We start from the raw sequence: 20,421 nt of genomic DNA on the forward strand, positions 1-20,421 counted from the left end.
GATCGACTTCAATCGACACTGAAGCCCCAGTGTAGGAGGTGAAAGCTAACCGCGGTCCCCGACACGCTCACGGGGTTTCATCGTCGAGGCGGCGTCGGCGTCCCGGGTGGTCAGGGCGATGGCCGCGGCCAGCAGGGCGAGGGTGGCGGCGGTGAAGAAACCGGCGCGGTAGGCGATCAGGCCCGGGCCCTCGCCGTCGGAGCCCAGGGCGGCGACAACCGTGCTCAGCCCGGCGACGCCGCCGGCCGATCCGAGCTGACGCCCCACGTTGTACAGCGCCGAGGACTGGCCCAGGTGCTCGGTCGGCATGGTGGCGAACGAGGCCGTCTGCGTCGGCATGAAGACAAAACCCATGCTCACGCCGGCCAGCAGCATCAACACGATGATCTGCCAGCGCGGCGTGGACAAGTCGATCAGGCCCATCGCGCCGACGTCGACGGCCAGCCCCGTCAGGCCGATCAGTTGCAGCCGCCGGGGCCCGATCCGGGGATAGATCCGGGCGATGACCTGGATGCTGGCCATCGCGCCGAGCGCCTCGGGAAAGGTGGTCAGCCCCGAGGTGAGCGGGTCGAAGCCGCGGGCCGTCTGGAGGAACTGCGGCATCAGGTACAGCACGCCCAGGAACGCGCCCGAGCTCAGGACCTGCACCGAGATGCCGGTGCGGAACGGCCGGTTGCCGAGTAATCGCAGGTTCAGCAACGGGCCGGCGGCCCGCAGCTCCACCAGGACCAGCACCGCCAGCAGGCCGACGCCGAGCACTCCCGTCGCGATCACGTCCGGTTGGTCCCAGCCCCGGTCCGGCCCCTCGCTCAGCGCGTACACCGCGGCCGCGAACCCCGTGCCGGACAACAGGAATCCCGGCACGTCGAAACGCGTGGCCACGGTGTCCGCGCCGCCGGTCAGGAACAGCAGTCCGAACAGGAACGCCAGCGCTCCGATCGGGACGTTGACGAAGAACACGTACCGCCAGGACAGCTGGACCGTGAGCAGGCCGCCCAGCACCGGGCCCGAGGCCGGCGCGATGATCGTGGCGATGTTCATCAGCCGGGTCGCCCGCGGCCGCTCCGCCGGGGCGAAGATGCGCAGCACCATCGTCATGCCGACCGGCACCAGCATGCCGCCGCCCGCGCCCTGCACCACCCGGAACACCACCAGCTCCGGCAGGCTCATGGCCAATCCGCACAGCGCCGACGCCGCCACGAACAGCGCCAGCGCCGCCAGGAACACCCGCTTCACGCCGTACCGGTCGGCCAGCCAGCCCGAGGCCGGCATGAACACCGCCAGGCTCAACAGGTACCCGATGACCACCGCGTGGCCCTGCTCCGGCTGCACGTCGAAGCGCCGCGCGATCACCGGCAGCGTCACGTTCACCACCGTGCTGTCCAGGATCGACATGAACACCGCGGCGACGTACACAACGGGCACGACGATCTTCTGGCTCAGCTTCGGCACGTGCTCCCCCTCTGGCATCCCGGGCCCTTCGCACCTTACGCACCGGGACACCGCCGGCCCGTGACCTCCTTCGACCGCCAGGTCTGATGCCCCGCCTCGGGACCGTCGCGCCGAGACTGATGCACGTCCTGCTGCCGGCCCGCCCCGAACGCTGACCGTGGATCGGGTACATGTGGACAGCGTGACCACCCGCGTGCCCTGGCAGCCCGACGCCTACCTCGACCTAGCCCGCCGAGCGTGCTTCATATGCGAACTGCTCGCCGGCAACCCCGACTACCCGCACCACATCGCCTACCGCGACGACGACGCCGTGGTCTTCGCCAGCCGCTTCCCGTCAGTGCTCGGGCACTTCCTGGTCGCCCCGGTCAGCCATCGCGAACACGCCATCGGCGACTTCACTCCCGACGATTACCTGGCCCTCCAACGCGTGGTGCACCGCACGGGCCGCGCGCTGACCGAACTACTGACCGTCGAACGGCTCTACGTGCTGTCATTGGGCAGCCAGCAGGCCAACCGGCACGTCCACTGGCACCTCGCGCCGCTGCCGCCCGGCGTCCCGTACGACCAGCAACAAACCGCCCTGCTCGATCCCGCCAACGGCTACCTCGACATCCCCGACGACACCCTGTCCGACCTCGCACGACGCCTCGGTGACCGAATGACCGCCTGACCGTTACGCCGTGAACATCTCGACGAGGCTGTGCGGGGAGTTGGCGCCGAACATGATGGCGTTGAGCTCGACGGACTCGGCGGCGGTGGCGGCGGCGCGGACGAAGAGGGCGGCCTCGTAGTCGGCGAGGGCGGCGTCTGGGTCGGTGGGGTGGGAGACGAGGGCGAGGGCGAGTTGGGCACCGTCGAACATGGCGATGTTGGCGCCGTCGCCGGAGGGGGCGGTGACGTGGGCGGCGTCGCCGAGGAGGGTGACGCCGGGGACGCGGGACCAGCGGTGGCCGGCGGGCAGGGCGTAGATGGGGCGGGGCACGGGCGGGGTGTCGGCGTCGGTGATGAGGGCGAGCAGCTCGGGGGCCCAGCCGTCGAACTCGGCGGCGACCTGGGCACGGGCGGCGGCGGGGTCGGTGAAGTCGATGCCGGCGACCCACTCCTCGGGCTTGGCCAGCTGGGCGTAGGTGTGCAGCACGCCGCCGGGCTCCCGGTGGGCGGTGATGCCCCGCCCGGGTTCGAGCCCGAACATGCCGCCACCGCCGACGGCCTCGGCGCTGGCGGGGTGCCGCGAGTCGCTGTCGTGCAGGTAGGTCTCGATGTAGGTGGTGCCGGTGTAGGCGGGTTTTGCCGTGGACACAAGGGAACGGACCCGCGACCACGTGCCGTCGGCGCCGACCAGGAGATCGGCGGTCACGGTTGAGCCGTCGGCGAAAGTGAGCTGGTGACGGCCGTCGTCGAGGGTGCGGACGCCGGCGACCTTGTGTCCCCAGTGGACGGTGCCGGCCGGCAGCGAGTCGAGCAGGAGCTGCCGCAGCCGGCCACGGGGCACTTCGGGCCGGCGACCGGCGCCGTCGTCGGGCTCGTCGAACAGGACGGCGCCGTGCCGGTCGAGCACCCGGGTGGCCTCGCCGCCGTGGTGCACGAGGCCGAGGAACTCCTCGTACAGCCCGGCGGCCTTGATCGCGACCTGCCCGTTGTGGTCGCGGATGTCGAGCATGCCGCCCTGGGCGCGGGCGGTCGGCGAGGCCTCGGCCTCGTAGACGGCGACGGGGACGCCGTGGATGTGCAGGACGCGGGCGAGCACGAGCCCGCCCAGGCCGGCGCCGACGATCGTGACGGGTGCGGTCATGGTGATCACCTCTCTTTGGAACGCTGTTCCAAAGCAGTTTGGAACAGCGTTCCAAACATGTCAAGATGGGGGCATGACACGTCACGTCGAACGGCGGGCCGACGCCCTGTCCCGGGAGCGCATCGTCGAGGCGGCGGTGGCCCTGCTCGACGCCGACGGCGAGGGCGGCCTGACCTTCCGCCGGCTGGCCGAGCGCCTGCGCACCGGCCCCGGCGCGATCTACAACCACGTGGCCAACAAGGGCGAACTGCTGGCCGCGGCCACCGACGCGGTCCTGGCCCCGGCCCTGAAGGCCGAGGTCGCGCCGGATGTGCGGGCGGTGGCGCTGGCGGTGTTCGACGCGATCGACAAGCACCCCTGGGTGGGCACACAACTCGCCGCCGCCCCGTCGCAGCCGGCCATGCTGCGCGTCTTCGAACGCATCGGACGGCAGGTCCGGGCCCTCGGCGTGCCGGCCGCCGCCGAGTTCGCCTCGGTGTCGGCGCTGACCAACTACATCCTCGGCGTCGGCGGTCTTAACGCCGCCAACGCCCGCACCGTGGCCCCAGGCACGAACCGGACCGACTTCCTGACCACGGTCGCGGCCGAGTGGGCCGATCTCGATCCCGAGGAGTTCCCGTTCACCCGTGACGTCGCCGGGCAGCTGCGCGACCACGACGACCGCGAGCAGTTCCTGGCCGGGATCGACCTCATCCTCAACGGCATTCGCCTGCTCGGACGGCCTTAGCCTCGCCGGCCCAGCGGCGAAGGGTGTCCTCGAGCCCGGCGGCGTCAGCCGAGTCGACGGCCCAGGCGACCACGCCGTCGGGGCGAACCAGGACACCGGCCGGTGACGCGGGCTCGTCGGCAACAACGGTCACCCGCCCGTCCCAGGCCTTGGCAATACAGGCGAACGCGCCGTCGGAAGTGCGGTCGAGCAGCAGGAATCCGCCGCCGTGGCCGTGGTCGACCAGCCGGGAGCCGTCGCTCAGCCACAGGTCGGGGACCTGCCGGCCGATCAGCGGGTGGTCGCCGGGCAGGTCGATGCGCTGGACGACGCCGGACAGGTGTTTGACCGCGTAGGTCGCGCCATCCCGGGTGCTCAGCAGATCGCTCACGATCTCCCGCAGCGCGCCCGACTTGGCGTCGCCGCGCAGCACGCCGATCTGGCCACGAGTCCAGGCCAGGACCCACTCGCCGATCGGCCGCCGCTCGGCGTCGTACGTGTCGAGCAGTCCCTCGGGCGCCCAGCCGGCGATCACGGCGGCCAGCTTCCAGCCGAGGTTCATCGCGTCGCCGTAGCCGAGGTTGAGGCCCTGGCCGCCGAACGGCGGGTGCACGTGGGCGGCGTCGCCGGCCAGCAGCACTCGCCCCGCACGGTAGTTCGCGGCCTGCCGGGTGTTGTCGGTCCAGCGGGTCGGGGCGCCGTGCAGTGCGGTCACGGTGATGTCGGCCCCGGTGACCCGGCGCAGCCTGGTCTGCACTTCCTCCAGGGTGATCTCCGACTTGCGGTCGGCCGGCGGGTGGTCGAACTCGACGATGGCCACCCGGCCCGGCTGCGGCCCGTAGCGGTAGGTGCCACGGGGCGTCCAGGTCCAGCCGTTGGTCAGCGCCAGCGAGCCGGCGACCTCGACGACCGCCTGGATGCCGGTGATCTCCGGGTCCTCGCCGGGGAACTCGATGCCGGCGAGGCGGCGCACGGCGCTGTGGCCGCCGTCGCAGCCGACCAGCCAGTCGGTGCGCACAGAGCCGTGGTTGGCGCCGACGATCACGCCGTCGCCGGTGTCCTCGAACGAGGTGACCTCGACCCCGCGGTGGATCGGCACGCCGAGCCGGGTGACGTGCTCGGTCAGCAGCGCCACCAGTTCGGGCTGCGGCACGACCCGCGCGCCGGCGGCCGCGGTGTGGGCGACGAAGTCGGGGTCGTCCCAGTTCACCAGGTCGGCGTCGACGGCCATGCCGGCGAAGTGGCCGGTGAAGCGGGTGTCCGACGGCGACTTGCCGGCGACGACCGGCCCGCTGCGGCCGAGCGTCTCCCGCTGGATCCGCTCGGCGGCGGCCAGCAGGCCGCGGCGGTCGAGCGCCTCGGCCGTCGTCATGGTGATCGACTGGGCCTTCATCGCCCGTTCCGGCTCGGCCTGGCGCTCCAGCACCTGCACGGAGACGCCGGCCAGGGCGAGTTCGGCGGCCAATGCCAGGCCCACCGGCCCGGCCCCGACGACCGTCACGTTCGTGTCGTTGTTCACGAACACTGTTCTAGTTACGAACAGTGTTCGTGTCAAGCTAAGCTGGCGACCGTGAACCCGAGAGAGCGACGTGCCGCACGTCACCAGCCCCCCAACGCCGAGGTCGAGGCCGCGCCCCGGCGGCGGCGCAAGACGGTGTTCACGCCGGCGCAGATCGTCGACACCGCGCTGGCGCTGATCTCCGTCGAGGGCTACGAGGCGGTGACCATGCGCCGGGTGGCCGCCGCCCTGGACACCGGGCCGGCCTCGCTCTACGCGCACGTGGTCAACAAGTCCGACCTCGACGAGCTGCTCATCGGCCGGCTGTGCTCGGAAATCGCGCTGCCCCAACCGGATCCGGCGGCCTGGCGCGAGCAGATCCGCGGCGTCTGCGGGCAGATCCGCGACCAGTACCTGCGCTACCCGGGCGTCTCACGGGCCGCGCTCGCATTGGCCCCCACCGACCTGGAGGTCCTGCGCATCAGCGAGGGCATGCTGGCGATCATGCTGGCCGGCGGCGTCGCCCCGCAGGCCGCCGCCTGGGCCTGCGACGCCCTGCTGCTCTACGTCGCCGCGTACTGCCTGGAGACGTCCATCCGGCACCAGCGCGCCACCACCGCCGACGCCCCGTGGGTGATGGACCGCGACGAGCTCCGGGCCCGCCTCGCCGGCCTACCGGCGGCGTCCTTCCCCACCATCGTTGCCCACGCCGCCGAGCTCACCGCCGGCGACGGCCACGACCGCTTCGACTTCACCGTGGCCCTGATGATCGACGCCCTCGCCCCCAAAATGTGACGTCGGCGCTTGGAAGGGGGCTTTCCTCCACTCCGAGTCGAGGAAAGCCCCCTTCCAAGCAAGACAGACAGGCTGGACGGGGTCAGGCGCTGGCTGCCGCGGCGGCGCGGCCGGCCGTCCGGCCGGAGAACAGGCAGCCGCCCAGGAAGGTGCCCTCCAGCGCGCGGTATCCGTGCACGCCACCGCCGCCGAAGCCGGAGACCTCACCCGCGGCGTAGAGGCCGGTGATGGGCTGGCCGTTGGCGCCGAGCACCCGTCCGGACAGGTCGGTCTGCAGGCCGCCCAGGGTCTTGCGGGTGAGGATGTTCATCCGGATGGCGATCAGCGGCCCGGCCGACGGGTCGAGGATCTTGTGCAGCGGGGCGGTGCGGGCCAGGCTGTCGCCGCTGTAGGCCAGCGAGTTGCGCACGCCCATCACCTGGCTGTCCTTGGTGAACGGGTTGTCGACCTGCGCGTCCCGGATGCTCATCTGGGCCTGCAACTGGTTGAGGTCGACCAGGTTGGCGCCGGCCAGCCGGTTCATGCCGGCGACCAGGTCGGACAGGGTGTCGGCGATGACGAAGTCCTGGCCCTTGTCCATGAACGCCTTCACCGGCGGCGGCGTGCTGTTGAGGATGCGCATCGCCAGGTAGCCGAGCAGGTCCTTGCGGGTGAGCTCGGGGTTCTGCTCGGAGCCGGAGAGGATGAACTCCTTGTCGATGATCTTCTTGTTGAGCACGAACCACGTGTAGTCGTAGCCGGAGCGGCCGATCAGCTCCAGCGTGCCGAGGGTGTCGTAGCTGGGCACGCCCGGGTTGGGCAGCCGGCGCCCCGTGGCGTCGAACCACAGCGAGGACGGCGCGGCCAGCACGCGGATGCCGTGGTTGGGCCAGATCGGCGCGAAGTTGGCCAATCCCTCGGTGTAGTGCCACATGCGGTCGGGGTTGACCAGCCGGGCCCCGGCCGCCTGGCTGATGGCCAGCATCCGACCGTCCACGTGGGCCGGCACGCCGGTGATCATGTGGGCCGGCGGGTGGCCGAGGCGGGCCGGCCAGTTGGCCCGCACCAGGTCCTGGTTGCCGCCGATGCCGCCGGAGGTGACGATCACGATCGGCGCGTGCAGCTCGAAGTCGCCGATCTTGACCCGGGAGCTGGGTGTGCCGCGGGCCGCGCTGCTGGGCTCCAGGATGCTGCCCCGCACGCCGGTCACCGCGCCGTTGGTGGTGACGATCCCGTCCACCTGGTGGCGGAACTTGAAGGTCACCTTGCCCGCGGCGGCCGCGTCGGTGACCAGCTTCGCGAACGGCTCCATCACGCCCGGGCCGGTGCCCAGGGTCAGGTGGAAGCGCGGCACCGAGTTGCCCGGGCCGGAGGCCGACACCCCGCCGCGCTCGGCCCAGCCGACGATCGGCACCCACGTGACGCCCAGACCGGACAGCCAGGCCCGCTTCTCGCCGGCGGCGAAGTGCACGTAGGCGTCGGCCCAGCGGGAGGCCCAGTAGTCCTCGCCCAGCGGGTCGTCGACGCCACGGTCGAAGCCCGCGGTGTTGAACCAGTCGGTGCGGGCCAGGTCGACGGAGTCCTTGATGCCGGCGGTGCGCTGCTCGGGCGAGTCGACGAAGAACAGGCCGCCCAGCGACCAGAAGGCCTGACCGCCCAGGCTGGCCTGCGGCTCCTGGTCCAGCAGCAACACCTTTCGGCCGGCCGCGATCAGCTCCGAGGTGGCCACCAGGCCGGCCAGGCCGTGGCCGACCACGATCGCGTCCGCGTCGTCGGCCGCCGTCGCCGCCGCGGCGACGCCGCCCAGGCCCAGCGTGCCCAGGCCCAGTGTGCTCAGGGCTGTCCCGGCGACGACCCCACCGCCGGCGGCCAACAGGCTTCGACGGCTCATGCTGTTGTCGCCCATCTGCGGACTCGTCATTGAGTCATCCTCCAGACTGAACCGAGCGTCATTACCGGTCGGTAAGTAGAGAAGCAGGGATGGCCCGACCATCCATAGGGTCGTGACGTCAACTTCGGCGGACGTCGTTGTCCGTCACCGACAACGGCCAACCGGGCGGGCCCGTGACACGTCCTGTGATCATGACCGATGCCCGGGAGCTTTCGTGGGACGGCTGCGTCAACGTGCGGGATCTCGGCACCTTGGGGCGGCTTCGGCCGGGTGCGCTGGTGCGGATGGAGGCCCCGACGCGGTTGACCTCCGCCGGGTGGGCCGCGGCGTGGGACTACGGCGTGCGCACCGTGGTCGACCTCCGCAACCCCGATGAGCCGGAGCCCGACCTCGCGCCGAGGCCGGCCGGCATGACCACCGTGAACACTCCCCTGGATCCCGTCGGCACCCCGTTCTACGCGCACTGGTCGAAGACCGACTTCCTGGCCACGCCGCTGCACTACCCGGGCCTCCTGGCCGAGCACCCCGGTCTGGTCGTCGCCGCCGTGCGGGCGATCGCCACCGCCGCACCGGGCGGCGTGGTTTTCCACTGCGCCAGCGGAAAGGACCGCACCGGGCTGCTGTCGCTGGTGCTGCTGAGCTTGGCCGGGGCGACCCCTGGGGAGATCATCGCCGACTATCTCCTGACGTACGAACGAATGCGGCCACGGTTCGAGGAGCTGGGGGTCCGCGATCAGCTCACCGCCACCACCGAACTGCTGACCGCCCACGGGACCACGTTCGAGGAGTCGCTGACCTCAACCGTCACCTCGTTGCGGATGCCGGACTTCCTGCTCGACAACGGCCTGTCCGAGACGGATCTCGCCGCCCTGCGCACCCGCCTGACCTAGCTCCCGACCGCCCAGGCCACCATCAGCGGGAACTCCCGCCGTCGTAGTCGAGAGCCTCGGTGGCCAACTCCCCCATGGCTCCCCCTCGTTCCCGCCCGGGGCATCGTCCCAGGGCCCACTGCCGCCCGCCCTCCCCTTGCCTCTTGCCTTAGTCTGTTCTATAACTACTACAACAGATCGTCAGGAGGGGGGTCACGTGATCATCAGCCTCGATCTGTCCAGCGAGGTGCCGATCTACCAGCAGCTGCGGGATCGGATCGTGGAGGGCATCGCGGACGGCACGCTGCCGGACGGGGAGTCGCTGCCCTCGACACGGCAGCTGGCGGCGGACTTCGGGATCAACTTCCACACGGTCAACAAGGCGTACGACCTGTTGCGACAGCAGGGATTCGTGCGGGTGAACCGGAAGTCGGGGGCGGTGGTCGGCCCGACGGAGTCGGACGAGGCGTTCGTGGCCGACTGGACGACGCGGGCGCGCACGCTGCTCGCGGAGGCGGTGGCCAAGGGGGTGCCCGCGGCGGAGGTGCTGGCGACATGCCGGGCCGTGCTGGCGGGATTCGACGGACAAGGGGATGAGGCGAAGTGACCACGACCGGTGTTGTGGTGCAACTGGTTCTGACGGTGCTGCTGGTCGGCATGGGCTGGCTGACACCGTCGCTGTCCTCGCGCACGGTGCGGTTCGGCGTCCGCGTCCCGGACAATCGGGTCGAGGATCCGTTGGTGCTGAAGGAAACCGCCCGATTCCGCCGCGCGCTGGTGATCGGCGGGGTGATCGTCGCGCTTGCCGGCGCGGCGCTGATGCTCACGGTGGGCGTGGCGGCGACGCCGGCGCCGGTGATCGTGCAGATCATCATCTGGTACACGTTGTACTTCCGGGCCAACCGCGCGATCACGGCGGCGAAGCGGGACCAGGACTGGTTCGCGGGCGTCCACCAGGCGGTCACGGCCGACACGTCCCTGCACAGCGATCCGCCGAAGTTCCCGTGGCCGTGGCTGTTGCTGCCGGTCGCCATCGTGGTGGCCAGCGCGGTGATCGGCGCCATCCGCTACCCGGACCTGCCCGATCCGCTGCCGATGCATTTCGACGCTGACGGCGTGGCCAACCGGTGGGTGCCGAAGTCGGTGGGCAGCGCGTTCACGGTCGTGTACATCCAGGCCGGCCTCACCGTGCTGCTGAGCGGGTTGGCAGTGCTGATCTCCCGCGGCCCGGCCGATGTGGACCCGGCGCGGCCGGCGGCCTCGGTCCGCGCGCACCGTGAGTTCGTGGTGCGGCTGGGCAAGGGACTCGTCGCCCTGACCGCGCTGGCTGACCTGGGCCTGTTCGCCACCGACTGGTCGATCTGGGACGGCAGCCGGGCGACGGACGCGCTGCTGCCGCTCACGCTCGGGCCGATCCTGGTCGGCGTCGCGCTGCTGGTGCTGATCGTGGTGCAACGCAACAAGGATGACGGCGCGGACGAGGGCACCGGACTGTCCCATCGGGACGATGACCGCAACTGGGTCGGCGGCATCATCTATCGCAACGCTGACGACCCGTCCTGGTTCGTGCAGCGGCGGTTCGGCGTCGGCTGGACGGTCAACTTCGGCAACCCGGCCGCGCTGATCACCTGCGGCGCGCTGACGGTCGGAGTCGTCACCGTGAGCCTGCTGCTGCCGTTCATCCTGCGCTGAAAGGAAAATCCGTGCACAGTCTCGTCGTGGCGGCAATGGTCGCCGCTACCGTCATGCCCGCCACCGGTGTTCCGGCCACGGATCGGGAGATCACGTTCCAGTCCGACGGCCTCACCGCGTACGGCACGCTCCACGTCCCGGCGCACAAACGCGGCGACCGCCTAGCGGCCGCGCTTCTGTTACCCGGCAGCGGTCCCACCGACCGCAACGGCAACCAGCTGCCGGCCATCGAGCCCAACACCCTGTCCCTGCTGGCCGACGCGTTGGGGCAGGACGGGATCATGACATTCCGCTTCGACAAGTACGGCAGCGGCCCGACCCATACGCTGCCGCCGGCCGGAGCCGACTACAGCGTTTTCCTCCGCCAGGCCGAGGCCGCGTACACGACGTTGCTCAAGCAGCCCGAGACGAATCCGTCGCGGATGCTGATCGTCGGGCACAGCGAGGGCGGCATGAACGCGATGCTGGTCGGCATCTCCGTGCGGCCCCGGCCGGCGGGCCTGGCGCTGCTGGCCCCGCAGGACCAGCGGATCCTGGACATGATCGACCTGCAACTGGCCGAGCAGCTCGACGCCGCCCTGCCGGCCGATCAGGCGCAGGCCCAGAAGGACCTGATCGCCGCGTGGATCTCCAACTACCGCGCCGACAAGCCGGTGAGCACCGCCGGCATGCTGCCGACGATCGCCCAGCTGTTCCAGACGTTGCTGGCCCAGGGCGATTTCCTCCGCAGCGACGACGCCATCTACCCGCCGGACGTCGCCCGCCGAGTACCGGCCGGCACCCGAGTGCTGGTCACCTGCGGGACCGCCGACACCAACGTGCCGTGCGACACCACACCGCCGCTGCTGACGGCCCTGCGCGGGGAGAAGCTGGTCACGCTGACCGGCATCGACCACTTCTTCCATCCCGCCGGCAGCCCCGTCAACGGCCAGCCCCTGGCCCCGGCCCTGCTCACCGCCCTGCACCACTGGTCCCGCCCCTGGACCTCCCACTAACCCGGCCTCACTGGCTTGGAAGGGGGCTTTCCTCCACTCGGAGTGGAGGAAAGCCCCCTTCCAAGCCCAAACGGCAGAGCGTGGGGCCGCCCCTGAGCTGATGTCAGACCTTGGGGGCGGCCATGCGGCGGCGGTGGCGGGGGCCGATCTTGGTGGCGGCGGTGGTCTCGCGGTCCCACTCGGCGGCCTGGGCCCCGGCGGCCTCGATCACGGCTTCGCCGGTGGCGACGTCCGGCACCACGATGTCGCCCATCGCCCCGTCGTTGCCGACGAGCACGAGGCGGGCGCCGGCCCGGCCGATCGGGGCGACCACTGCGCGGGTGGGCCGGCCGTGGGCGGCGACGAAGGCCTTGGCCGAGGACACGGCGCGGCGGGGAATCCGGGGCTGTTCCGACATTCCCCCACCTTAACCAGCGGGTTCGGCACTAGATTGGGCGCAGTGACGCTCGTTACCTCCTTCCTCGACTGGTATCTGCCGGCGCATCCGACCACGGCCGCCGGCCTCGGCCTCACCGAACACGAGGGCACCTTCGGCGATCTCACCGAGGCCGGCTTCCTGGCCCGGCAGCGTGAGCACGCCGAGTGGCTGGCCAGGTTCACCGAGGCGGCCCCGCCGGACGACTTCAGCGACCGCATCGACCACGAGCTGGTGCTGACGCATCTGCGCCGAGAGCGGGCGATGGCCGACTGGCCGGCCTGGCGGCGTGATCCCGCGATCTACGTCGGCACGCTGGGCAGCCTCTACACGACCTTCCTGCACCAGCTGCGCCCGGAGCCGGAGCTGGTCGAGTCGGCTCTGAGCCGGCTGGCCGAGCTGCCCGGTGTCTACGCCGCGTGCCGCGAGAACCTGGACCCGGAGCTGTCCTCGGCGCTGATCGTCCGGCGCGGCCTCAGCCAGCTGCGCACCACCCGCGCCTTCCTGACCGAGGTGCTGCCGGCCAACGTGGCCAACGAGGCCGACCGGGCCCGCCTGGTCGAGGCGGGCGAGAGGGCGGCCGACGCCGCCGACGAGCTCACGACGTATCTGGAGGGCTTCGCCGACCGGGCGACCGGCGACTGGCGGATGGGCGAGAAGCTGTACTCGACGCTGCTGCAGGAGTGCGAGCTGCTCGGCTACGGGGCGTCCGAGCTGCACGAACGCGGCCTGGCAGCGTACGCGGAGCTGGACGCCGAGGCCACCTCGGTGGCCGGCGGCGACTGGCGGGTGGCGGTGCGGGCATTGCAGGAGGACCATGCCCCGACGCTGGACGACCTGCGCACCGTCGTCGCCGACGAGACCGAGCAGGCCCGCCAGTTCCTCAAGGACAACGACCTGGTCACCTTCGCCGAGGGCGAGGAGTGCCGGGTGGTGCCCTCGCCGTCGTTCCTCCGGCCGATGTTCGTGGTTCCGTTCTACATGACCCCGCCGGCCGCGACCCCGTCCCGGCTCGGCCACTACTTCGTGCCGTTCACGCCGGACGACGCCACCCCGGAGCAGGTGGAGCAGCGGCTGCGCACCAACTCCAACCCGGGGCTGCGCACGGTCTCCGTGCACGAGGCCTACCCGGGCCACCACTGGCACTTCTCCTGGCACGCCGGCAACCCGCGGCTGGCCCGCAAGGTGTTCCGCACCTCGTACTTCTCCGAGGGCTGGGCGTTGTACGCCGAGCGCATGATGCGCGAGCAGGGCTACTACGCGACTCCCGGCCAGCTGCTCGCCCATCTGGACTTCCGACTGTTCCGGGCGGCCCGGATCATCGTCGACACCGAGCTGCACTGCGGCGACATGACGGTGGCGCAGGCCGAGGAGTTCATGACCACCAAGTACACGCTGACCGAGGGCACGGCCAAGGGCGAGGTCAACCGGTACTGCTCGTGGCCGACGCAGGCCCCGTCGTACCTGACCGGCGCGATGGAGATCGAGGCGATGCGGGACGAGTTCCTGGCCAAGGGCCTGGGCACCCTCAAGTCGTTCCACGACCGGATCGCCGGCTCCGGCGCGATGCCGCTGGGCCTGGCCCGTCGAGTTGTGCTGGAACAACCGGGCGAGTTCGCTGGTTGGCGCTGACTAAAGAGCTTGATCGAGGAGGAGAGCCCATGCGGGCGGTACAGGTGCAGACTCCCGGCGGTCCCGAGGCGCTGGTCTTGGCCGAGGTCGCCGATCCGGAGGCCGGGCCGGGCGAGCTGCTGGTCCGGGTGGCAGCCGCGGGCGTGAACTACATCGACACCTATCACCGCACCGGCGCCTACCCGATTCCGACGCCGTTCGTGCCGGGCATGGAGGGGGCCGGCGAGGTGATCGCCGTCGGATCGGGCGTCAGCCGGTTCAAGGTCGGCGACCGGGTGGCCTGGGCCAGCGCCATCGGCAGCTACGCCGAGCTGACCCGGGTGCCCGAGAACCTCGCGGTGGCGGTGCCCGACGGCGTCGAGCTGGACGTGGCCGCCGGCGCGATGCTCCAGGGCATGACCGCGCACTACCTGACCCGGTCGACCTACCCGGTGCAGGAGGGCGACACGGTGCTCGTGCACGCCGCCGCCGGCGGCATGGGGCTGCTGCTCACCCAGCAGGTCAAGGCGCTGGGCGGGCGGGTCATCGGCACGGTGTCCAACGCAGAGAAGGAGAAGCTGGCCCGCGAGGCCGGGGCCGACGAGATCATCCGCTACACCGAGACCGCCGTCGCGCCCGAGGTCCGCCGGCTCACCGACGGCCAGGGCGTCAACGTGGTCTACGACGGCGTCGGCAAGGACACCTTCGACGCCAGCCTGGACAGCCTGCGCATCCGCGGCACGCTCGCCCTCTACGGCGCGGCCAGCGGCCCGGTGCCGCCGGTCGACCTCCAGCGCCTCAACTCGGGTGGCTCGCTGTTCGTCACCCGGCCGACGCTGGCCCACCACACCCTCACCGTGGACGAGCTGTCCTGGCGCTCCGGCGAGATCTTCGCCGGCATCCAGTCGGGCAAGCTCAACATCCGCATCAGCGGCCGCTACCCCCTGGCCGACGCGGCCAGGTCCCACGAGGACCTCCAGGGCCGCCGCACCACCGGCAAGCTCCTGCTGATCCCGTGATCTGACGTCATGAAGGGCCCCATACTGACGTTGAGCGTCAGTATGGGGCCCTTCATGACACAAAAAAAGGGGTCAGCGCTGGAAGTGGATCTCGCCGTGGGCGGAGCCGGTGGAGCCGGGGCAGCGCTGGTCGAAGCTGCCGTCGAAGGCGGTCAGCACACCGCTGGCCGGATCGGTCTCGATGCGGTCGACGGTGAAGCCGCCCTGCTCCGCGTAGCAGCCGAGGCCGTCGGAGATGACCAGGACGCTGGCCAACTCCGGGTGGTCCGGCGGGTAGCCGACGTTGGCGTAGGCGCCGACGTGCAGCGGCTCGTTGTGCGGAGCCCGCAGCAGCACGGCGAGGTAGCCGCGGCCGTTGTCGGTCTGGGCCTTGAGGACGTTCTGCGGGTAGCCGACCATCACCTCCTGGTCGGGCGCGGCCCAGTGCCCGCTGGTCGCCTGCGGGTACGCGCCGGGCTGGGCGGTGATGTCGATGCTGGCGACCGGAGTGGTGTCGGCGAACGCGGTGGGGACCGCCAGCACGGCGACGGCGGCGGCCGCCGGCAGTGCGGCGAGAGCGCTCCTGATCATCGATTTCCCTCCCTGGAATCGTGAAAGGCGATCCTGTCGCACAGCGTGACCGAGTGGCCACAAGGGGAACCTCACAGCAACCTGTCCTCCCGTTGTGCGTCCGCGTCACTCGATGGGATGACATTGCCTGGTCACCGCCGCTGGTCACGGCGTTGAGCCGACTGCACGCCCATATGCACGTGCACGATGAGCTGGTACGGTCACGAGGTGCACGCGCCCCTGCACGTGCATGTGCACTGGAACGGCTAGTGATCCGGGAGGGGTCATGGCAGACCAGATCGAGATCCACAACGGCATGTCCGCGACCGACCTGACCGGCGTCGCGTGGCGCAAGAGCAAGCGCAGCGGTGCGGTCGGCAACTGCGTCGAGGTGGCCCGGCTGGCCAACGGCGACATCGCGGTCCGCAACTCCCGGTTCCCGAACGGCCCGGCCCTGGTGTACACGCAGGCCGAGATCACCGCGTTCCTCGGCGGGATCAAGGACGGCGAGTTCGACGACCTGGCCTGAGCGGCACCGGCCCGTCGGGGGTGGGTGGCCTCCTGGGTGAGACAGGAGGCCACCGAAACCCGGTCTAGCTCACGGAGATCGCGAACACGTGCGCCGAGCCGCCGGACGTTCCCGCCGGCAGGGTGACGCTGCGGACCTGCTTGCCCGCCGCCAGCGTGATCGGCGCGGTGGCGAACAGGTAGGACGTGTACGGCCGGTGGTATCGGAACCCGTAGCGCGGGAACGCCGAGTTGATGTACGGCGTGCTCGTGACCACGGTGTTGCCGAACTGCGGCTTCTCCTGTCCCCCTTGCAGCAGCCACTCGGACAGCCCGAGATCGGCCGCCTGGGTGCTGCCGTCGGTGTAGGTGATGGTGACCTCGCCGGTGGCGTCGCCGCCCGTCGCTGCGCCCAAGAACGCCAGCTTGGACGCGGTGGCGGGCGCGTCGACCCGCACCGTCTGTCCATTCGCGACGATGTTGTCCGGCGCGCCGGAGCCGGCGGCAGCCGGCCAGGTGAAGCCGTTCACCGAGCCGCCGGGCGTGATGCCCTTGGCCGCCAACTGCTGCTTGGAGTAGGCGAAGTTGCCGGGATACAGGCTGGTGTCGCCGAACTTGCCCAGCCACACGGTGTTGTCGTCGCTGACGCCGATGTTGTCGGCGGCGGCGGCGAAACTGCCCGGCTCGGTCACGTCGACGGTCAGCGGCGCCGGTAGCTGCTGCACGCCGGATCCCTTGAAGCTGAACGGAACCGTGGTGTATGTCGGTCCGGAGACGGTGACCTTCACGTCCTGTGTGGACTTTCCGTTCGGTCCGACGGTCAGGGTGCCGCTGGACGGGGTCACCGTGATGCCGGCCGGCGGATTCGCCTGCCACGTCACGGTTCCCGAGCCGGTGATGCCCTCGGCCCGCACGGTCGCGGTCGCCGATCCGTTGGGCACCACATGAACCGTTCCGGACACCGCGCCCCGAACCGGCACTTCGCCGTCACGGAACGAGGGCGGCGCGTCCTGGGGGCTCGTGCCCCAGGTCTGGCTCGGCGTCGAGCCGAGCGTGTAGTCCAGCCGGCCTCCGTTGACCACGAGCGACTCCGGGGTCCACGGCTTGGAGCTGGACTTTCCGTTGAGCCGCAAGGACTGCACGTACCGGTTGGCCGAGGACGCCGCCGGCGCGTCGATCTCGATCCGCTGCCCGCCCTCGCGGGTGACGGTGATCTTCGGGAACAGCGGGCTGGCCAACACCATCTCGGCCCGCCCCGGAGCCTCCGGATACATGCCCAGCGCCGCCCACACGTACCAGGACGAGGTCGCGCCGAGATCGTCGTTGCCGGGCAGGCCGTCCACCGTCGGCTTGAACAACTGCTCGGCGCTGCGCCGCACCACATCCGCCGTCTTGGCCGGGGCGCCGGCGTAGGAGTACTCCCACGGCACCTCGAACGAGGGTTCGTTGGACATCAACGCGAACGGCGAGTCCTGGGAGCTGTTGAGCTCGGTGAAGAAGTAGTCCAGCCGCTTGGTCGTGGCCGCCGGCCCGCCCATCGCGGTCACCAGGCCGGACACGTTGTACGGCACCATCCACGTGTACTGGGCGGCGTTTCCTTCCTGGTACTGGAACTCCTGGTGCACCGCCGGGTCGAACGGCGTGGCGAACTGCCCGGTGCGGTCCCGGGTCTGCAGATACCCGGTGTCGGGGTTGTAGACGTTCTCCCAGTACTGGGCCCGGGTCATGAACTGCTGCTGCACGTCACGCTGCCCCAGCCGACCGGCCAGCTGCGCGATGCCGAAGTCGGCGGTGGTCTCCTCCAGCATGTCGGAGACGTTGTCGGGGTGGTAGCCGAGCGTCTCGTAGTCCCACAGGCCCGGCCGCTCCAGCGCCCGCTCCCCCGGCTGCTGGATCCGGGTCGCCCCCTTCACCATGGACGCCAGCGCACCCTGGACGTCGAAGTCGCGGGCCCCGAAGGCGTAGGCGCTGGCGATCATCGAGTGGAACGGGTCGCCGGCCATGACTCCCATGAAGTCGTTGTTCTGCGACCAGCGGTCCCAGATGCCGCCGGCCTGGGTGGCCTGGTTGTAGAGGGACTGCGCGATGTCCGAGGTCTCCCGCGGGGCCAGCAGCGCCAGCAGCTGGATCTCGTCGCGGTAGACGTCCCAGCCGGAGAAGTTGGCGTACTGGGCATGGCCGCGCGGCTGCTGGTGGATCTGGTTGTCGAAGCCGATGTACCGGCCGTCCACGTCGGAGAAGACGTTGGGCTGCAAAAGACAGTGGTACAGCGCGGTGTAGAACGTGGTCAGCTGGTCCTTGGTTGCGCCGCCGATCCGGACCTGCGTGAGCCGGTCGTTCCAGGCCTGACGAGCCTGCCGGACGAGTTGGTCGAAGCCGCCCTGCTCGGCCCGCAGATTGTTCACCGCCCCACTCGGGTCCACATAGGACAGACCAACTCGGGCCTGCACGGTGGTTCCCGGCTTGAACGACACGAACGCGCCGGAACCGCCGTCGGCGGTGACCACCTGCTTGTCCCAAGTGGCGTTGCTGAGGTTGCCGCCGTGGGCCTGGGTTCCGCCGGGCGTCACCGTCGAGTTCTGCCAGGTGCCGACGCTCGCGAAGGGCTGGTCGAAGGTGGCGGTGAAGTAGACCTTGTACTTGGAGGGGCCGCCGCAGAAGTGGCCGCTCGACACCCAGCCCGAGATCGTGCGCTTGGCCGCGTCCACGGTCACCGAGGCGTCGTCGCTGCCCATCGCCGAGTCAGCGGTGTCGACCAGCAACGTGGCCGGGGCGTTGGCGGGGAAGGTGAATCGGCCCATGCCGGAGTGCAGGGTGGCGGTCAGCTCGGTGGTGATCCCGGCGTCGGTGGTGACCTTGTAGTAGCCCGGCGACGCCGATTCCCTGTCGTGCGAGAAGGTCGAGTAGTAGTGGGCCTGGTCGGCGGCCGGCGAGGTGGTCACCTGGCCCGCGTACGGGATGAACGGCACGTCGCCGTCCGCGCCGCCGCAGCCGGCCCCGTTGAAGTGGGTCAGGCTGAAGCCTCTGAGGGTGTTCTCCTCCCAGGCGTAGCCGCTGTCGCGGTCGCGCACGTAGTACCGGCCGACCCCGTTCGGGGCCTTGGGTTCGAGCGGGTTGTCCGGACTCCACTGCACCATGCCGAACGGCACGTCCGCGCCCGGGAACGTGTCGCCGGCGTAGCCGTTGCTCTCCGGCTGCTGGCCGGCGGCCGCGCCGACGAACGGGTTCACGTAGGCGGCCAGATCACTGCCGTGATCGACGTCCGCGCTGGCCGGCACGGCCGCCAGCGCCCCGGCCGCCAACACCACGGGGATGACCAACCCCAGGGATCGACGCATCGAGACAGCGCTCCCTTCTCGGTGACAACGTTGTCACCGAGAACCGCTCAGTGACGGGTTGGAGACAATCAGTGGCCACCCGCCGCGTCAAGGGCCATCTGCCGCCGTTGACCGATCGTCCGCCCGAGCCGGATCATCGGCCGCTCCAGCCAGCGGTAGCACAGATCGGCCAGGACGACGGCGACGATCGCGGTCGGCAGCCACCGGCCGACGCCGGCCGAGGCCGGCAGGATCGCGATCACCACGCCCTGGGCGATGGACTGCCACAGGTAGATCGAGTACGACCGTTCGCCCAGGAACACCATGGGACGCCGGGACAACAGCCACTGCGGCGGCCCGGGCGCCAGCAGCGCCGGCAGCATCAGCGCGACGGCGACGGCGTAGAGCGGCACCACCGACACGAAGCCGGGAATCGTGGGCAGCAGCCAACTCTTGTCCAGCGCGTTCGACACGGCCGTGACCGACAGGTGCGCGCCGACGAACAGCACGGCCGCCACCACGGTCACCCAGGGCCGGGTCAGCGGGCGGATCAGCCGGTAGCCGCGCGGGCTGTGCATGGTGATCGCCAGCAGACACCCGACCAGCACGGAGAAGTAGTGCACCGGCCAGCCGCGCGGGTCGGCCGACACCGTGAACGGGGCGGCCGCGAGCGCGACGGCCATCAGCACAAGCGTGACGCCGAGCCGGCGGCTACGCCCCAGCGAAGGAGAGCACAGCACGAACGCCAGCAGTGGCCACAGCAGGTAGAACTTCTGCTCGATGCCGAGCGACCACGACTGGCCGTACGGGCCGCCGTGCCCGAACTCGTTGAAGAACACCAGGTACAGCGGGAAGTCGTGGCCGAGCGGGTCGCGGAGGAACTCGCCGGCGACCAGCAGGCCGGCCGCGGTCAGCACCAGCACCAGGAAGTACACCGGCAGGATGCGGAACGCCCGCCGCCGGTAGAACTCGCGCAGGTTGATCCGGCCCTTGCGGCTCTCCTCGCGCAGCAGCAGCGTGGTGATGAGGAAACCGGACAGCACGAAGAAGACCTGCACGCCCAGCCAGCCCTGCAGCCAGTCCGGCCCCTGACTGTGGAACAGCACCACCATCAGCGCGGCGACCGCGCGCAACCCGTCCAGCGCCGGGAAGCGCTTCAGGCCAAGGAATTCCCCATGTTCGAAAGGCGTTCGCACGAACCCATATTCACCGCCACTCCGTTTCGCGTTCCCAACACACCAACCATCGTTACCTGATCGAGATTTTGAAAACGCTTCACGCAGCTACGGTCAATAGGTCTTCGTGGACGCGAAACACCTGGTCAACACCGGTGC

The 20,421-nt window shown here is 70.5% G+C and carries 18 protein-coding genes; 10 read left to right on the top strand and 8 right to left on the bottom strand.

Going from position 1 to position 20,421, the window contains the following annotated elements; genetic code table 11:
• Positions 1 to 45: 45 nt before the first annotated feature.
• Positions 46 to 1,452, bottom strand: a complete 1,407-nt coding sequence (locus ACIG5F_RS15300) for a DHA2 family efflux MFS transporter permease subunit (RefSeq protein WP_396518309.1) — start codon at positions 1,450 to 1,452, stop codon at positions 46 to 48.
• A gap of 181 nt (positions 1,453 to 1,633) precedes the next feature.
• Here ACIG5F_RS15300 and ACIG5F_RS15305 point away from each other — a divergent pair, with 181 nt between their 5' ends.
• Positions 1,634 to 2,122 carry an HIT family protein gene (locus ACIG5F_RS15305; protein WP_396518310.1) on the top strand — a complete coding sequence of 163 codons (489 nt, stop codon included), beginning with the start codon at positions 1,634 to 1,636 and terminating at the stop codon, positions 2,120 to 2,122.
• Between the two features lie 3 nt (positions 2,123 to 2,125).
• Here the strand turns inward: ACIG5F_RS15305 and ACIG5F_RS15310 are convergent, their stop codons facing one another.
• On the bottom strand, positions 2,126 to 3,244 hold the full coding sequence (locus ACIG5F_RS15310; RefSeq protein ID WP_396518311.1) for an FAD-dependent oxidoreductase: 1,119 nt from the start codon (positions 3,242 to 3,244) through the stop codon (positions 2,126 to 2,128).
• Positions 3,245 to 3,317: 73 nt separating this feature from the next.
• Between ACIG5F_RS15310 and ACIG5F_RS15315 the strand changes: the two genes are divergently transcribed.
• Complete coding sequence (locus ACIG5F_RS15315) at positions 3,318 to 3,971, top strand: TetR/AcrR family transcriptional regulator (RefSeq protein WP_396518312.1); 654 nt, start codon at positions 3,318 to 3,320, stop codon at positions 3,969 to 3,971.
• Here ACIG5F_RS15315 and ACIG5F_RS15320 read toward each other — a convergent pair.
• On the bottom strand, positions 3,940 to 5,469 hold the full coding sequence (locus ACIG5F_RS15320) for an FAD-dependent oxidoreductase (RefSeq protein WP_396518313.1): 1,530 nt from the start codon (positions 5,467 to 5,469) through the stop codon (positions 3,940 to 3,942). The genes ACIG5F_RS15315 and ACIG5F_RS15320 overlap by 32 nt on opposite strands.
• Positions 5,470 to 5,520: 51 nt before the next feature.
• On the opposite strand from ACIG5F_RS15320, the gene ACIG5F_RS15325 reads away from it, so the two are divergent.
• Positions 5,521 to 6,243, top strand: a complete 723-nt coding sequence (locus tag ACIG5F_RS15325) for a TetR/AcrR family transcriptional regulator (protein WP_396518314.1) — start codon at positions 5,521 to 5,523, stop codon at positions 6,241 to 6,243.
• An 82-nt stretch (positions 6,244 to 6,325) separates the two neighbouring features.
• Here ACIG5F_RS15325 and ACIG5F_RS15330 read toward each other — a convergent pair whose 3' ends face one another.
• Positions 6,326 to 8,143 (bottom strand): FAD-binding dehydrogenase, encoded by a 1,818-nt coding sequence (locus ACIG5F_RS15330; RefSeq protein WP_396518315.1) that lies wholly within the window; start codon positions 8,141 to 8,143, stop codon positions 6,326 to 6,328.
• A 161-nt stretch (positions 8,144 to 8,304) separates the two neighbouring features.
• Here ACIG5F_RS15330 and ACIG5F_RS15335 point away from each other — a divergent pair, with 161 nt between their 5' ends.
• The 4 genes from ACIG5F_RS15335 to ACIG5F_RS15350 all read left to right on the top strand — a co-directional run bounded on the left by ACIG5F_RS15335 (position 8,305) and on the right by ACIG5F_RS15350 (position 11,669).
• Positions 8,305 to 9,003 carry a tyrosine-protein phosphatase gene (locus ACIG5F_RS15335; RefSeq protein ID WP_396518316.1) on the top strand — a complete coding sequence of 233 codons (699 nt, stop codon included), beginning with the start codon at positions 8,305 to 8,307 and terminating at the stop codon, positions 9,001 to 9,003.
• A gap of 196 nt (positions 9,004 to 9,199) precedes the next feature.
• Positions 9,200 to 9,589, top strand: a complete 390-nt coding sequence (locus ACIG5F_RS15340) for a GntR family transcriptional regulator (protein ID WP_396518317.1) — start codon at positions 9,200 to 9,202, stop codon at positions 9,587 to 9,589.
• A 17-nt stretch (positions 9,590 to 9,606) separates the two neighbouring features.
• A complete protein-coding gene (locus tag ACIG5F_RS15345) occupies positions 9,607 to 10,674 on the top strand; it encodes a DUF1648 domain-containing protein (RefSeq protein ID WP_396518318.1) in 1,068 nt (355 codons plus the stop codon).
• A gap of 11 nt (positions 10,675 to 10,685) precedes the next feature.
• The gene (locus tag ACIG5F_RS15350; protein ID WP_396518319.1) at positions 10,686 to 11,669 is read left to right on the top strand and encodes an alpha/beta hydrolase family protein; all 984 of its coding nucleotides are present in this window, start codon (positions 10,686 to 10,688) and stop codon (positions 11,667 to 11,669) included.
• Positions 11,670 to 11,772: 103 nt separating this feature from the next.
• Here the strand turns inward: ACIG5F_RS15350 and ACIG5F_RS15355 are convergent, their stop codons facing one another.
• A complete protein-coding gene (locus ACIG5F_RS15355) occupies positions 11,773 to 12,066 on the bottom strand; it encodes a hypothetical protein (RefSeq protein WP_396518320.1) in 294 nt (97 codons plus the stop codon).
• Between the two features lie 42 nt (positions 12,067 to 12,108).
• Here ACIG5F_RS15355 and ACIG5F_RS15360 point away from each other — a divergent pair, with 42 nt between their 5' ends.
• Both ACIG5F_RS15360 and ACIG5F_RS15365 read left to right on the top strand, forming a co-directional pair.
• Entirely contained in the window at positions 12,109 to 13,716 is a 1,608-nt protein-coding gene (locus ACIG5F_RS15360) for a DUF885 domain-containing protein (protein WP_396518321.1), read from the top strand.
• A gap of 29 nt (positions 13,717 to 13,745) precedes the next feature.
• Positions 13,746 to 14,714, top strand: coding sequence for a quinone oxidoreductase family protein (locus ACIG5F_RS15365; RefSeq protein ID WP_396518322.1), 969 nt, complete (start codon positions 13,746 to 13,748; stop codon positions 14,712 to 14,714).
• A gap of 72 nt (positions 14,715 to 14,786) precedes the next feature.
• Here the strand turns inward: ACIG5F_RS15365 and ACIG5F_RS15370 are convergent, their stop codons facing one another.
• Positions 14,787 to 15,284, bottom strand: coding sequence for a hypothetical protein (locus ACIG5F_RS15370; RefSeq protein ID WP_396518323.1), 498 nt, complete (start codon positions 15,282 to 15,284; stop codon positions 14,787 to 14,789).
• A 265-nt stretch (positions 15,285 to 15,549) separates the two neighbouring features.
• Between ACIG5F_RS15370 and ACIG5F_RS15375 the strand changes: the two genes are divergently transcribed.
• Positions 15,550 to 15,792 carry a DUF397 domain-containing protein gene (locus tag ACIG5F_RS15375; RefSeq protein ID WP_396518324.1) on the top strand — a complete coding sequence of 81 codons (243 nt, stop codon included), beginning with the start codon at positions 15,550 to 15,552 and terminating at the stop codon, positions 15,790 to 15,792.
• Between the two features lie 64 nt (positions 15,793 to 15,856).
• Here ACIG5F_RS15375 and ACIG5F_RS15380 read toward each other — a convergent pair whose 3' ends face one another.
• Positions 15,857 to 19,108: a GH92 family glycosyl hydrolase gene (locus ACIG5F_RS15380; protein ID WP_396518325.1), complete on the bottom strand. Its 3,252-nt coding sequence runs from the start codon at positions 19,106 to 19,108 to the stop codon at positions 15,857 to 15,859.
• Positions 19,109 to 19,176: 68 nt separating this feature from the next.
• The gene (locus tag ACIG5F_RS15385; RefSeq protein WP_396518326.1) at positions 19,177 to 20,283 is read right to left on the bottom strand and encodes an acyltransferase family protein; all 1,107 of its coding nucleotides are present in this window, start codon (positions 20,281 to 20,283) and stop codon (positions 19,177 to 19,179) included.
• Between the last annotated feature and the right edge of the window lie 138 nt (positions 20,284 to 20,421).

It is taken from the genome of Kutzneria sp. NPDC052558 (assembly GCF_044547355.1).
Classification (GTDB): Bacteria; Actinomycetota; Actinomycetes; order Mycobacteriales; family Pseudonocardiaceae; genus Kutzneria.

What these genes read in the sequence shown, in the direction of transcription:
- ACIG5F_RS15315 (WP_396518312.1), top strand. Translation starts at nt 3,318, where the DNA reads ATGACACGTCACGTCGAACGGCGGGCCGACGCCCTGTCCCGGGAGCGC.
- ACIG5F_RS15335 (WP_396518316.1), top strand. Translation starts at nt 8,305, where the DNA reads ATGACCGATGCCCGGGAGCTTTCGTGGGACGGCTGCGTCAACGTGCGG.
- ACIG5F_RS15370 (WP_396518323.1), bottom strand. Translation starts at nt 15,284, where the DNA reads ATGATCAGGAGCGCTCTCGCCGCACTGCCGGCGGCCGCCGCCGTCGCC.
- ACIG5F_RS15380 (WP_396518325.1), bottom strand. Translation starts at nt 19,108, where the DNA reads ATGCGTCGATCCCTGGGGTTGGTCATCCCCGTGGTGTTGGCGGCCGGG.
- ACIG5F_RS15365 (WP_396518322.1), top strand. Translation starts at nt 13,746, where the DNA reads ATGCGGGCGGTACAGGTGCAGACTCCCGGCGGTCCCGAGGCGCTGGTC.
- ACIG5F_RS15310 (WP_396518311.1), bottom strand. Translation starts at nt 3,244, where the DNA reads ATGACCGCACCCGTCACGATCGTCGGCGCCGGCCTGGGCGGGCTCGTG.
- ACIG5F_RS15330 (WP_396518315.1), bottom strand. Translation starts at nt 8,143, where the DNA reads ATGACGAGTCCGCAGATGGGCGACAACAGCATGAGCCGTCGAAGCCTG.
- ACIG5F_RS15375 (WP_396518324.1), top strand. Translation starts at nt 15,550, where the DNA reads ATGGCAGACCAGATCGAGATCCACAACGGCATGTCCGCGACCGACCTG.
- ACIG5F_RS15355 (WP_396518320.1), bottom strand. Translation starts at nt 12,066, where the DNA reads ATGTCGGAACAGCCCCGGATTCCCCGCCGCGCCGTGTCCTCGGCCAAG.